The 11416-nt window shown below is 65.9% G+C and carries 12 protein-coding genes; 7 read left to right on the top strand and 5 right to left on the bottom strand.

What is annotated here, in order from left to right; all coding sequences use genetic code 11:
* Positions 1-297 precede the first annotated feature (297 nt).
* The 3 genes from I6F38_RS42185 to I6F38_RS42175 all read left to right on the top strand — a co-directional run bounded on the left by I6F38_RS42185 (position 298) and on the right by I6F38_RS42175 (position 3351).
* Positions 298-564, top strand: coding sequence for a hypothetical protein (locus I6F38_RS42185; RefSeq protein ID WP_225164544.1), 267 nt, complete (start codon positions 298-300; stop codon positions 562-564).
* 197 nt (positions 565-761) lie between these two features.
* Complete coding sequence (locus I6F38_RS42180) at positions 762-1679, top strand: DMT family transporter (RefSeq protein ID WP_225164543.1); 918 nt, start codon at positions 762-764, stop codon at positions 1677-1679.
* Positions 1680-1779: 100 nt separating this feature from the next.
* Positions 1780-3351 (top strand): serine hydrolase, encoded by a 1572-nt coding sequence (locus tag I6F38_RS42175; protein WP_225164542.1) that lies wholly within the window; start codon positions 1780-1782, stop codon positions 3349-3351.
* 290 nt (positions 3352-3641) lie between these two features.
* Here the strand turns inward: I6F38_RS42175 and I6F38_RS42170 are convergent, their stop codons facing one another.
* On the bottom strand, positions 3642-3818 hold the full coding sequence (locus I6F38_RS42170) for a hypothetical protein (protein WP_162832420.1): 177 nt from the start codon (positions 3816-3818) through the stop codon (positions 3642-3644).
* Between the two features lie 386 nt (positions 3819-4204).
* On the opposite strand from I6F38_RS42170, the gene I6F38_RS44160 reads away from it, so the two are divergent.
* The gene (locus tag I6F38_RS44160) at positions 4205-4333 is read left to right on the top strand and encodes a hypothetical protein (RefSeq protein WP_016847287.1); all 129 of its coding nucleotides are present in this window, start codon (positions 4205-4207) and stop codon (positions 4331-4333) included.
* Here the strand turns inward: I6F38_RS44160 and I6F38_RS42165 are convergent.
* Genes I6F38_RS42165 through I6F38_RS42150 form a run of 4 tightly spaced genes read right to left on the bottom strand, consistent with a single transcriptional unit; the run spans position 4330 to position 7935 of the window.
* On the bottom strand, positions 4330-5085 hold the full coding sequence (locus I6F38_RS42165) for a GntR family transcriptional regulator (RefSeq protein WP_225164541.1): 756 nt from the start codon (positions 5083-5085) through the stop codon (positions 4330-4332). The two genes, I6F38_RS44160 and I6F38_RS42165, sit on opposite strands and share 4 nt — an antisense overlap.
* Positions 5086-5091: 6 nt before the next feature.
* Positions 5092-6072 (bottom strand): Gfo/Idh/MocA family oxidoreductase, encoded by a 981-nt coding sequence (locus tag I6F38_RS42160; RefSeq protein WP_225164540.1) that lies wholly within the window; start codon positions 6070-6072, stop codon positions 5092-5094.
* Entirely contained in the window at positions 6069-6956 is an 888-nt protein-coding gene (locus I6F38_RS42155) for an NAD(P)-dependent oxidoreductase (RefSeq protein ID WP_225164539.1), read from the bottom strand. Before I6F38_RS42155 ends, I6F38_RS42160 begins: the two co-directional genes overlap by 4 nt.
* Before the next feature lie 19 nt (positions 6957-6975).
* The gene (locus I6F38_RS42150) at positions 6976-7935 is read right to left on the bottom strand and encodes a tripartite tricarboxylate transporter substrate-binding protein (protein WP_225164538.1); all 960 of its coding nucleotides are present in this window, start codon (positions 7933-7935) and stop codon (positions 6976-6978) included.
* Between the two features lie 137 nt (positions 7936-8072).
* Here I6F38_RS42150 and I6F38_RS42145 point away from each other — a divergent pair, with 137 nt between their 5' ends.
* From I6F38_RS42145 to I6F38_RS42135, 3 genes are all read left to right on the top strand, one after another.
* Positions 8073-8462, top strand: coding sequence for a carboxymuconolactone decarboxylase family protein (locus I6F38_RS42145; protein ID WP_092089709.1), 390 nt, complete (start codon positions 8073-8075; stop codon positions 8460-8462).
* Positions 8463-8522: 60 nt separating this feature from the next.
* On the top strand, positions 8523-9884 hold the full coding sequence (gene pcaB / locus I6F38_RS42140) for a 3-carboxy-cis,cis-muconate cycloisomerase (protein ID WP_225164537.1): 1362 nt from the start codon (positions 8523-8525) through the stop codon (positions 9882-9884).
* Between the two features lie 114 nt (positions 9885-9998).
* The gene (locus I6F38_RS42135) at positions 9999-11255 is read left to right on the top strand and encodes an aminopeptidase (protein ID WP_225164536.1); all 1257 of its coding nucleotides are present in this window, start codon (positions 9999-10001) and stop codon (positions 11253-11255) included.
* Positions 11256-11416: the final 161 nt, after the last annotated feature.

The raw sequence follows: 11416 nt of genomic DNA, 5'->3' as shown, positions 1-11416 counted from the left end.
CTCGACCGTTTACGATTACGAGGCCCAAACGGCGCTCGCGATGAGTTCACTCTCGCAGCCACCGCGCAAAACCTCCGGAAGATGGCCAAGCTGATCGCGATGCCCATAGCAAGACCCGCATAGGGCCTCCCTCGATCTCTTCGCCGGCCCAGCTATTACAGCGGAATACCGCCGGCCTTTTTCAACGGAATCGGCCCATAGCGGGCATCGTTTGCCGCCAGTTTTGGTCGCCTCCTTCGGCAAACGGAACCGAAGCCGGTCCAGCCTGTTTGGTACGATTAGCCAAGGGAGGTCGGAATGCGGATCATTCTGATGACGACGATTGGCTGGGCGTTGTCGTGTGGATTCATGCTAGCCCAGGCAGATCCCAACAAGGACGTGAACACGGCCACCGGGCGCTCGGCACCGGAAGAAAAAGGTCAATTGCAGCCACAAGGTTGGACCGGGCCGCTAGAAACAAAATCAGGTGGTGCGCCGCCGGAAAGCCCGCAAGGTCAAAGCCCGCCGGGAATGCAGGGAGCGCCGGACGGATCGACAAAGACGGTGGTCGAGCCGCCGAAATAAGTCCCACTTCTTGCCTGTGAAGGTCAGCTTCGCTTAGGGTGAAGCGGCCCGCAAGGTCGCCCCTTTGGGCAAAGCGGGCATGGCGGTAGCGCGGAATGAAGTCACAGCTTGACCCAAGCGGTTTTTGAAGGCTTGCGCCAACCAGCCGTGCATACCAGTGGGTTGATCCGTCTCGGCAGCTAACGTAGTCGTTCGCGATGAACGAACGTCCGGCCATCGCCAAGGCTGCAGCTCTTCCGGATACGAAAGCCATCCTGCTCGGGGTCGCCTGCGGCCTCGGTGCGGCGTTGTGCTGGGCGCTCGGCTTCGTGGCGACCCGACACGGCCTGAGGGTCGGTTTCACACCCGTCGACCTGCTGATGCATCGCTTCCTGTGGTCGGGCATCGTCTTCCTGCCGCTCGTTGTGCGCGCCGGCCTCCGCGATCTCTGCGGCATCGGCTGGGGGCGCGGCATGGCGCTGATGCTGCTCGGCGGGCCGGTGATGTCGCTGATCAGCTATGCCGGCTTCATGTTCGTGCCGCTGGGGCATGGCAGCGTGATCCAGCCGTCCTGCGCGACGCTGGGTGGATTGTTTCTCGCGGTCGTCTTGCTGAAGGAATCGGTCTCGCTCTCGCGGGCAGCCGGCGCTGTCGTCATCGTCGTCGGCCTTGCCGTGATCGGCAGCGAGTCGATCGGCCATATGGGGCCGAGCGCCGTGATCGGCGATTTGATCTTCGTTGCGACCGGATTGATGTTCGCGGGCTTCGCCACGCTGGTGCGTTACTGGCGTGTCTCGGCGTTCTCCGTGGCCAGTGTCATCAGCGTGCTGTCGCTCTCGCTGTTTCCGCTGTATGCCGCCTCGGGTGGGCTCGCTCGCGATGCTTCCATCGGCCTGCCTGAAAACGCGCTGCAGGCCATCGCCCAGGGGATCCTGGCCGGGCCCGCGGCGATGTATTTGTTCGCGGTGTCGATCCAGCGCCTGGGCGTTGCCCGCGCAGCCGTATTTCCTGCGACCGTGCCGGTGTTGACCCTGCTGTTGGGATGGCTCCTGATCGGCGAGCCACCGACCACGCTGCAGGCGGCCGGATTGGCCGCCGTGTTGGCCGGATTCTATCTCGCGCAGCGGCAGCGCTAGACGGCCGACGTCCTGATGGCGCGCGGTCGCGGCGACGATTGACAAGCAAGCGAGGGATCGCGGATGGTGCGGCTCTCCGCCGTGTCGCAATGAGACGCCGATGCAAGTTCAACGTTTGGCGCTGCCGATGCTTGCAGGGCTCGTGCTTGCAGCTTCGGCCTTGTCGGGCGCAGCCCGGGCGCAAGGCGCTGCCGAGCCGATGCGGCAGACCTCGCAGTGGCAGAACTGGCAGTGGCAGACCTCGACGCCGGAAGAGCAGGGGATGGATTCCGCTGCGCTGACGCGGCTCGTCAATGACGGTGCGGCCCACAGTCTCGATAGCCTCCTGATCGCGCGGCACGGCCGGATCGTGCTCGACGCCTACTATGCGCCCTACACGCCGGAGATCCCGCATCTGTTCAATTCCGTCACCAAGGTGGTGACCGGCACGCTGGTCGCGATGCTGCTCAGAGATGGCGTGCTCGACAACCTCGACCATCGCATGGTGGATTTCTTCGGCGATCGCAGCATCGCCAATCTCGACGACCGCAAGCGGGCGATCACGGTCCAGACCATGCTGGACATGACCTCGGGAATGGCCTGGACCGAAGGCGTCGAGGGTGGCCGGCCGGACTCGCTGATCGAGTGGGGGCGCAGCCCTGATGCGATCCAGTTCATCCTCGACCGCCCGATGGCGAAGGCGCCGGGCGAGGCGTTTGATTACAACACCGGCAATGCGCAGCTGTTGGCCGCCATCATCAACAAGCTCACCGGCATGAGCGCGCGGGACTATGCGGTGACGAAACTGTTTCGCCCGCTCGGGATAGCCGCGCCGTACTGGCACAGCATCGGCCCCGGATTGACGCAGGGCGGCGGCGGGCTTCAGCTCGCGCCGCGCGACGCGGCCAGGATCGGCCTGCTCTATCTGCATGACGGTGAATGGGACGGGCAGCGCTTGCTGCCGACCGGCTGGGTCGACCGCATCAGGCACGCGACGACCGACATGCACGCCTCGTTCGATCCATCGTTACGCTACGCCAGTTTCTTCTGGGTGATGCCGCAGCGGCAGGTTGTCATGGCGGTCGGCGACCGCTGTCAGCTCGTCATGCTGCTTCCCGCGCTCGACATCGTCACGGTCGTGACCGCGCGCGACTACTGCTCGTTCGGCAGAATGGCCGACGAGATTTCGGGCGCGGTCAAATCCGACACGGCGCTGCCGGTGAACTCCGTCGGCGGCAATCAGCTCGCGAGCGCGCTGCGCGATATCGCAACCGAAAAGCCGTCGGCCGTTGGCGCCGTGCCCGAGACGGCCGCCGCCATCTCCGGCAAGACCTGGCGCTTTCCGGCCAATGGTTTTAACTTGCGGGCGCTGACGCTGCATCTGACGGATCAGCCCGCGCACTACGAACTGGAAACGGCGACGCCGGATCCGGCGAGGCCGGTGACGACACTGGCGGGACCGATCGGGCTCGACGGTGCCTACCGTCTCGGTCAGCCAACGGCGCTCGGCGTGATGGCGCTGAAAGGGACGTGGCAGGACAACCAGACATTCGCGATCGACCTGCGTCTGGTCGGCGGCGATACCGACCGCCGATGGCTGCTGTCGTTCGATGGCGGCAAGGCCCGGCTCAGCGGCAAGGATCGCTTCGGCCGCGACGTTAAGGCCGACGCTGAAGCGCCGGGCGCGCAATAGCTCGAGCGCGGGCCGCGTCCCTGTCCATTTCGGGCACGTGAAGCTCGGCTTCCTTCGCGTCGTCCCGGCGAAGGCCGGGACCCATACGCCGCGGCGGACGTTGTAGCTGGGACTGGTCGTTGCAATAGTGCAGAAGGCGTCGTGCCCGCGCAGCGACCTCGCCGGCATGGCCGCAGGAAATCACGACCGGCGTACGCCAACACGCACACCGGCCATGGCAGACGGCCGCACGAATCGACAATGCTAAGGAAACTATGCGCCCGAGGCTCTCAGCGCGGCGGCGACCTTACTTATTGGTCCACCTTCGGCGTCTTGCCCGCAATGTCGAGGCCGAACCGGAGCGCGCGCTCCTGGCGCTCTTCCGTCAGCAGCTTCAATTCCCGTTCCAGCGACCGCGCCACCTCGTCCTGGGTTTCCTTGGAGCGGCGACGGGAGTCGCCTTGCGGTTTGGCCGGTTCGGCAGTCACGGGAGAAGCCCTTGTCATCACAGTGTCACAGGCCCTGATCGCACGGCGGGAGTCGGGGCGACAATCAAAAAGAATTCAGTGGGCGCATCTTTGGAAGGTCTGTTGTGCGTCTGACTCAAATTTGGGCAGAAAATTCTCTTAAGTGTTGTCTCGAATGGAGCCGAACCCTTCGGCCTACGGTCTCATCAATTCGGATGAGAGGGCCCGGTTCCGACGAAATCATTTCCGGATTCGCACGAAGGCGTCCTGAAACCGACAAGGTCTAACCTTAGTAGCGTTGTGAAGGACGGCTGCCTGGTGAGACGCTGAGGACCGCGGTGGTGAGATTCACAACCTGGGTCGCAAGGTCAGTCGGTCCTGCTGAGACGTTGGGGATGATCCCAGAAATGAAGAAGTTGAATGCTGTGCCTTATGTCTGGGCGGCCGCGCTGATCGCGGTCGCGATCTGGGGCGTGAGCGGCACCCCGCAGACGGCACATACCTCTGCCAGCACCCATCTGGCCCGGGTGCGCTAGAGCTTCGGGCGCAGCGAGCGCTGCATATCCATCGTGTAGGTGTAGCGCCCCTCGGGGTGCGTGGTGATGGTGACCTCGAACAGTTCCTCGCGCTGGCCGTAGTAGCGGCGTACCACGGTGAGTGCCGGCGAGCCGGTCTTGACGCCGAGCGCCCTGGCGATCGGCGCCGGCATGCCCCGCACGAAGATTTCCATCTGCGCGCGCTCGGTGACCTGGCCGTACATCCTGGCGATCTGCTCATGCACCGGGGTGCGGCCGTGGTCGGGCCGGGTCACGACATCGGCGAACCGGCGCAGCACGTAGATCTCGGCCCAGCCGAGCGGCGCGGCGAACTGGTCGGAGCGGCGCACCGCCTCGATCAGGAACCAGCTCTTGCCGGGCTCGCATTTCAAGAGCCCGGCCAGCTTGCGGTCGGCGACGATGTCGCTGCTGGCAACGACGTCGCGGTAGGTTTCGTTGGAATAGCGCAGCCACTCGCCGAGCGACTTGACGCTGTGGGTGAACAGCACCGGCGGCTCGGATGCGATCACCACCGAGCCGAGGCCGGCGCGGCGCACGATCAGGCCCTGGTCGATCAGGATGCGCAGCGCCTCGCGCACGGTCTGCCGGCTGGCCTGGTAGCTCGCCATCAGCTCGGTCTCGGTCGGCAGCAGATTGCCGACCGCGTAGGTGCCGAGCCGGATGTCCTTCTGCAGTCCGGTGGCGATGTCGCGGTAGCGGGACGATCGCGCTCGGTCCGGTTGTTCAGACATGGCGGATCACTGGTATGCCGTATGGCAGACGACCGGATGTCCCGATTGCATCGACTGCAGCGCGGCCTCGAACGCGGCGAGCGTCGCCAGCACGTCTGCCTCGAGCACCGGGAACGTCTGCTTGCCTTCGACGGCGTCGGCAAAGGCCGATAGTTCCGCGGTGAGGGTGTCGATTGCCGGATAGCGCGTCGTCGCAGGCGCCTCGCCGGATTTCCGCAGCACCATCGTCTGTTCGTCGAGCACCTCGGCGGATCCCTTCGTTCCGAACACATGCACGCGCCAATAGAACGGTGTTGCGCGAATTGTCGCAAGGGTTGCGCTCACGCCATTCACAAATTCAATCGCCAAGGTTGCAGTGTCGAGCGGCGGCGGTCCCGCCTCGCGCGCACTCAACCGGGCATAGACCTGGCGCGCGGGACCAAGCAGGCTGACGAAGCCGTCGAGCACATGCAGCCCCGCGCCGGTCAGGCCGCCGCCCGGAGATTCCTCGGGCGACAGCCGCCAGCCCTGCGTGATGGCTTGCGAGTTCTCGTTGCTGTTGTGGCCCTCGACATGCAGGATGGTGCCGAGCTCGCCACCGGCTGTGATCGTGCGCAGCGCCTGCATCGACGGCCAGAACCGGCGGTTATGCCCGACCGCGAGCACCACGCCGGCGCTGCGGCACGCCGCGAACATCTCTGCGGCATCGGCGCGCCGAAGCGCCAGCGGCTTCTCGCAAAACACCTGCTTACCGGCGCCGGCTGCCGCGATCACCTGGCCCCTGTGCAGCGAATGCGGCGTCGCCAGCAGCACGGCATCGATGCGAGGGTCGGTGAGGACATCGTCCAGGCTCGCCGCGACGGAGAGGCCGTGCGCCTCGCAAAAGCCGGCGGCGCCGTTGGCGTCGGGTTCCACCGCGCGGACGATCCTGAGCCGCGGCTCGTTGCGCGCGGCTCCGACCAGTGCGCGGCCCCATCGACCGAGGCCCGCGATCGCACAGTTGATCATGACTCTCCCTCACCGTGGCCGCGGCCGGCCCGGATCGCCTCGATGACCGCAGCGCTGTCGTTGTCCGGCCCTTGCAGCGCGATCGCCGCGCGCAGCAGTTCGGCCTGCACCGAGGTCAGCGGCAAGGGCAGGCCGTGCCGGCCGGCCTCCTGCAGGATCAGTTCGGCATCCTTCAAGGTCTGCGCGATATGCGATTGCGGCGAGAAATCCCGCGCCAGCATCTTCGGCCCCTTGCTGTCCATCACCTTGGAATATGCCGCCGATTGCCGCGCGGTCGCAAGGAACGCCGCGCCGTCGAGGCCGAGGCTTTCGGCAAAGGCGATGCCCTCGGCCAGCGCGGCGCGGTTGTTCTGCAGGATCAGGTTGATGGCGAGCTTGGTGCGGCTGGCATTGCCGATCGCGCCGACATTGACCCGCTGTGGGCAGAGGATATCGAGCGTCGCCGCGGCGGCGTCGATGATGTCGGCATCGCCGGCGACCAGCGCGGTGGCCGTGCCGGCGCGGACGTCGGCGCTGGTCCCCGAGATCGGCGCTTCGATGAAGGCGAGGCGCGAGCGGGAGGCGAATTCGGCGATTGCCACGATCTCGCCCGGCGCGCAGGTGGTGGTGCAGATGACGCGCGGCGGCACTGTCGCGTTGGCGAGCTCCGGCAGCAATCCCTTGACCTGGGCCGCGTCATACACCGCGATGACGATGGTCCGGCAGCGCGCCGCCACGTCGGCGGCAAAAGCCGCGAACTCGGCGCCGGTGGCTCTCAGGCCATCCGTCTTCGCCGCGTCGATGTCGAAGCCGATCACCCCGATGCCGGCGTCGATCAGCCGCGCGGAGAGCGCTGATCCTATCAGCCCGAGGCCAATCATGCCGACAGGTGTCTCGCAAGCCATGATGCGACGCCGCCTCGCTTTATTGCGGCTGGATGCCGGCCGCCTTGACCTCCGCCGACCAGCGCACGACCTCGCTCCTGACGAAGGCGCCGAACTCGGCGGGCGCGAGCGGCGCCACCATCACGCCGACATCGGCGAGCTTCTTCCTCGTCTCCGGCATCGCGAGGTACTTCGCACACTCGGCGTAGAGCTTGCTGACCACGGGTTCCGGCGTGCCGGCGGGCGCGAACAGGCCGTACCAGATCGTGGCCTCGAAGCCCGGCATCGCTTCCGCGAGCGCGGGCAGGCCGGGCGTCAGCTCGTTGCGGGTCGCCGACGTCACGGCGATGCCGCGCAAGGTGCCGCCCTGCATCTGCGGGATCGCGACCGAGAAGTCGCCGAAGGTGAGATCGATCACCCCCGCCATCACGTCGGTCATCGCCTGCGGCACGCCGCGATAGGACGCCGCGACCAGCGACAGGCCGCCGCGCGATTGCAGCTGGGCGATCGAGATCTGCGATGCGCCGGAGCCGTAGCCCGCGGTCAGGTTGGGATTGGCCTTGGCGTAGCTGAGGAACTGCGGCAGGTCCCTGGCCGCGAGCTTCGGATTGACCAGCAGCACCATCGCCGTCGTGGTGGTGCGGATGACCGGCGCAAAGTCCTTCACCGGGTCGTAGGGCAGGCTCTTCAGCGTCGCGACGTTGCTGGCATGGGTGGTATTGGTGCCCATCAGCAGCGTGTAGCCATCGGCCGCGCTGCGCGCGACCTCCTGGGCGCCGATGCTGCCGAGCGCGCCGGCGCGGTTCTCGATCAGCACGGTCTGGCCGAACGCGTCCTGCAGATGCTGGCCGACCAGCCGCGCGACATTGTCGGGACCGGCGCCGGCCGGGAAGGGCACGATGATCTTGAGCGGCCGTTGCGGGAAATCGTCCGCGGCGAAAGCCGGCAGGACGGGAAGCGTCGCAAGCAGGACTGCGAGCAGCCCCAGCCGTAACTTCATCCCGGTCCCCTCCCGTGTCTGCTTTTGCAAATTTATACGGACAAATACGTCAGAAAGGCAAGCGCCAGGCCTGCTGCAATGTTGAGGTGTACCATATTTATCCGTATAAATAGCCCGTTCAGGGGAGCCCGACGACGATGGTGGACATCAGCGATCTCCATGCGCGCGGACTGCGCCGGCGCCAGAAGATGTTCGGCGAGGGCGATGTCGCCAAGCGGATGGCGGCTGCGGGCGATTTTGGCACGCCGCTGCAAAACATCATCAATGCCTATGTCTACGGCGACGTCTGGGAGCGCAGCGGGCTGTCCGACCAGATCCGCAGCCTCGTGATGCTCGGCATCACCGCGGCGAGCAGCAAGCCGGCCGAGTTCCGCGTGCATGCCAAGGGCGCGCTGGCCAATGGGTGCACCGCCGCGCAGGTGCAGGACGTGCTGCTGCTGGTCGCGATGTATTGCGGCATTCCGGCCGCGATCGAGACCAGCAAGATCGCTGCCGAGGTGTTCGGCGAGGTGTCCCCGGAGGGGTAGGGCACAGGCCGGCGCCGTGATAGGGACGTTGCCGTCTGCGACCGGCAACAGGATCTGCCCATGTCCGCCTTCCCGACCTCGACCACCGTGTTCGATTCCGTATTGTTTCGCGATGCCTTCGGCACGCGCGAGATGCGCGAGGTGTTTTCCGACCTGCGGCTGATCGAGCGCTATGCCGAGGTCGAAGTCGCGCTGGCGAAGGCCGAAGCGCGCTGCGGCGTGATTCCCGCTGAAGCCGCCGCGGAGATCGCAAAACGGACCGATGTTGCCGCGCTCGATTTCGATCTGCTGCGGCAGGAGACCGACGTCGTCGGCTACCCGATCCTGCCGCTGGTGCATCAGATGGCGAAGCAGTGCGGCGAGGCCGGCCGCTACGTCCATTGGGGCGCGACCACGCAGGACGTCATGGACACCGCAGTGGTGCTGCAACTGCGCGATGGATTGAAGATCATCGAGGACGACATCGCTGCGCTGCGCGGCATCCTCGCCGATCTCTCGAAAAAATACCGCGACACGCCGATGGCCGGCCGCACCCATCTGCAGCAGGCGCTGCCGGTGACGTTCGGCTACAAGACCGCGATCTGGCTCGCCGCGTTCGATCGCCACGCCGCGCGGCTTGCGGAGCTGAAGCCGCGCGTGCTGGTCGGCCAGTTCGCCGGCGCCGCCGGCACGCTGGCCTCGCTCGGCGACAAGGGTTTCGAGGTCCAGCAGGCGCTGTGCGAGGAACTCGGGCTCGGCATGCCCGTCTCGACCTGGCATGTCGCGCGCGACGGCCTGGCGGAAGCGGTGAATTTCCTCGCGCTGGTCACGGGAACGCTCGGCAAGATCGCGCTCGACATCATGATCATGGCGTCGACCGAATTCGCCGAGGTCTACGAGCCGTTCGTGAAAGGGCGCGGCGCGTCCTCGACCATGCCGCAGAAGCGCAACCCGATCTCGTCGGAGCTGATGCTCGCCGCCGCCAAGGCGGTGCGCCAGCATGCCGGCCTGATGCTGGATGCGATGGTGCAGGATTTCGAGCGCGCCACCGGCCCGTGGCACGCCGAATGGATGGCGATCCCGGAAAGCTTCGTGCTGACCGGGGGCGCGCTGCACCAGGCGAGGTTCGCGCTCGGCGGCCTGATCGTCGACGAGCAGCGGATGGCCGACAATCTCGACATCAGCCGCGGGCTGATCGTGGCCGAAGCCGTGATGATGGGCCTCGCGCCTTCGATCGGCCGGCAGGAAGCACATGACGTGGTTTATGACGCCTGTCGCCTCGCCAACGACAAGGGCCTGACGCTGGCCGAGGCACTGGCGGCGGATGATCGCATCGCCAGCCGGATCGATCGGGCGACGATTGACCGCCTTACCGCGCCGAAAAACTATCTCGGGCTCGCGCCTGAGATGGTCGACCGGGTGCTGGCCTCGGTGAAACGGTAAAATTCGGAGCAATTGCTCGCCGTCGCGTGATCGCGCGCGGCGGGCAGGAACCTTGCGAATGCGGATCGAATTGGACTACGAATCCCGAGAGTTCCTCAAACGACACGGCGCTTCATGACCGCACATCAACGCAACCTTTCCGCCTCGATCGATCCCGTAAAGCTCGATCGGCTCGCCGAAGTCGCGATCAAGGTCGGGCTGCAGCTGCAGCCGGGGCAGGATCTCTTGCTGACGGCGCCTGCCGCGGCGATGCCGCTGGTGCGGCGGGTGGTGGAGCATGCCTACAAGGCCGGTGCCGGTCTCGTGACCCCGTTCTTCTCGGACGAAGAGCTCACGCTGGCGCGCTACCGCTACGGCAACGATGCGAGTTTTGATCGCGCCGCAAGCTGGCTCTATGAGGGTATGGCGAAGGCGTTCGGCACCAACACCGCGCGGCTTGCGATCGTCGGCGACAATCCGATGCTGCTGTCGGGCGAAGACCCGGTCAAGGTGGCGCGCGCCAGCAAGGCCAATTCGATCGCCTACCAGCCGGCGCTGGAGAAGATCGTCAATTTCGACACCAACTGGAACATCATCGCCTATCCGAGCACGTCCTGGGCCAAGCAGGTGTTCCCCGACGATGCCGAGGACGTCGCGGTGGCCAGGCTTGCCGACGCCATCTTCTCCGCCTCCCGGGTCGATCAGGATGGCGCCGTCGCCGCCTGGGCACAGCACAATGCGAAGCTCCGCGAGCGCACCGAATGGCTGAACGGCCAGCGTTTTCACGCGCTGAAATATTCCGGACCCGGCATGGACCTCACCATCGGCCTCGCCGACGGTCATGAATGGGAGGGCGGTGCGTCGACCGCCAAGAACGGCATCGTCTGCAATGCCAACATCCCGACCGAGGAAGTCTTCACCACCCCGCACTGCCGCCGCGTCAGCGGCCACGTCGTCAGCTCCAAGCCGCTGTCCTATCAGGGCACGCTTATCGACAATATCTCGGTCAAGTTCGAGGAAGGCCGCATCGTCGAGGCCAAGGCCTCACGCGGCGAGGAAGTGCTGAAGAAGGTGCTCGACACCGACGAGGGCGCGCGCCGCCTCGGCGAGGTCGCGCTGGTGCCGCACTCCTCGCCGATTTCGAAGAGCGGGCTGCTGTTCTTCAACACGCTGTTCGATGAGAACGCCGCCTCGCACATAGCGCTCGGCCAGTGCTACTCGAAATGCTTCGTTAATGGCGACAAGCTGACGCCGCAGCAGATCGCCGAGCAGGGCGGCAACAAGAGCCTGATCCATATCGACTGGATGATCGGCTCCGCCCACACCGACATCGACGGCATCCACGCCGACGGCCGCAGCGTGCCGGTGTTCCGCAAGGGCGAGTGGGCGTAAGGGGGCCGACGCTCTTCACCTCGCCCCGCGTGCGGCAGGGCTGTCCGGGGAATGATTCACTATGTCGCGGTGCATGCTCGGCAAGACCGAGGCAAATCGGCCTTTTCTGGTTGTCGAGACACAGAAGGCCGAGCATGCGATACCGCGATAGCATTTTTGGA

Origin of the sequence: Bradyrhizobium sp. BRP56, from assembly GCF_020194035.1 — a bacterium.
Classification (GTDB): Bacteria; Pseudomonadota; Alphaproteobacteria; order Rhizobiales; family Xanthobacteraceae; genus Bradyrhizobium; species Bradyrhizobium australafricanum.
This window is presented reverse-complemented; position numbering and strand designations above follow the sequence as displayed.

What these genes read in the sequence shown, in the direction of transcription:
- I6F38_RS42185 (WP_225164544.1), top strand. Translation starts at nt 298, where the DNA reads ATGCGGATCATTCTGATGACGACGATTGGCTGGGCGTTGTCGTGTGGA.
- I6F38_RS42180 (WP_225164543.1), top strand. Translation starts at nt 762, where the DNA reads ATGAACGAACGTCCGGCCATCGCCAAGGCTGCAGCTCTTCCGGATACG.
- I6F38_RS42175 (WP_225164542.1), top strand. Translation starts at nt 1,780, where the DNA reads ATGCAAGTTCAACGTTTGGCGCTGCCGATGCTTGCAGGGCTCGTGCTT.
- I6F38_RS44160 (WP_016847287.1), top strand. Translation starts at nt 4,205, where the DNA reads ATGAAGAAGTTGAATGCTGTGCCTTATGTCTGGGCGGCCGCGCTGATC.
- I6F38_RS42165 (WP_225164541.1), bottom strand. Translation starts at nt 5,085, where the DNA reads ATGTCTGAACAACCGGACCGAGCGCGATCGTCCCGCTACCGCGACATC.
- I6F38_RS42160 (WP_225164540.1), bottom strand. Translation starts at nt 6,072, where the DNA reads ATGATCAACTGTGCGATCGCGGGCCTCGGTCGATGGGGCCGCGCACTG.
- I6F38_RS42155 (WP_225164539.1), bottom strand. Translation starts at nt 6,956, where the DNA reads ATGGCTTGCGAGACACCTGTCGGCATGATTGGCCTCGGGCTGATAGGA.
- I6F38_RS42150 (WP_225164538.1), bottom strand. Translation starts at nt 7,935, where the DNA reads ATGAAGTTACGGCTGGGGCTGCTCGCAGTCCTGCTTGCGACGCTTCCC.
- I6F38_RS42145 (WP_092089709.1), top strand. Translation starts at nt 8,073, where the DNA reads ATGGTGGACATCAGCGATCTCCATGCGCGCGGACTGCGCCGGCGCCAG.
- pcaB (WP_225164537.1), top strand. Translation starts at nt 8,523, where the DNA reads ATGTCCGCCTTCCCGACCTCGACCACCGTGTTCGATTCCGTATTGTTT.
- I6F38_RS42135 (WP_225164536.1), top strand. Translation starts at nt 9,999, where the DNA reads ATGACCGCACATCAACGCAACCTTTCCGCCTCGATCGATCCCGTAAAG.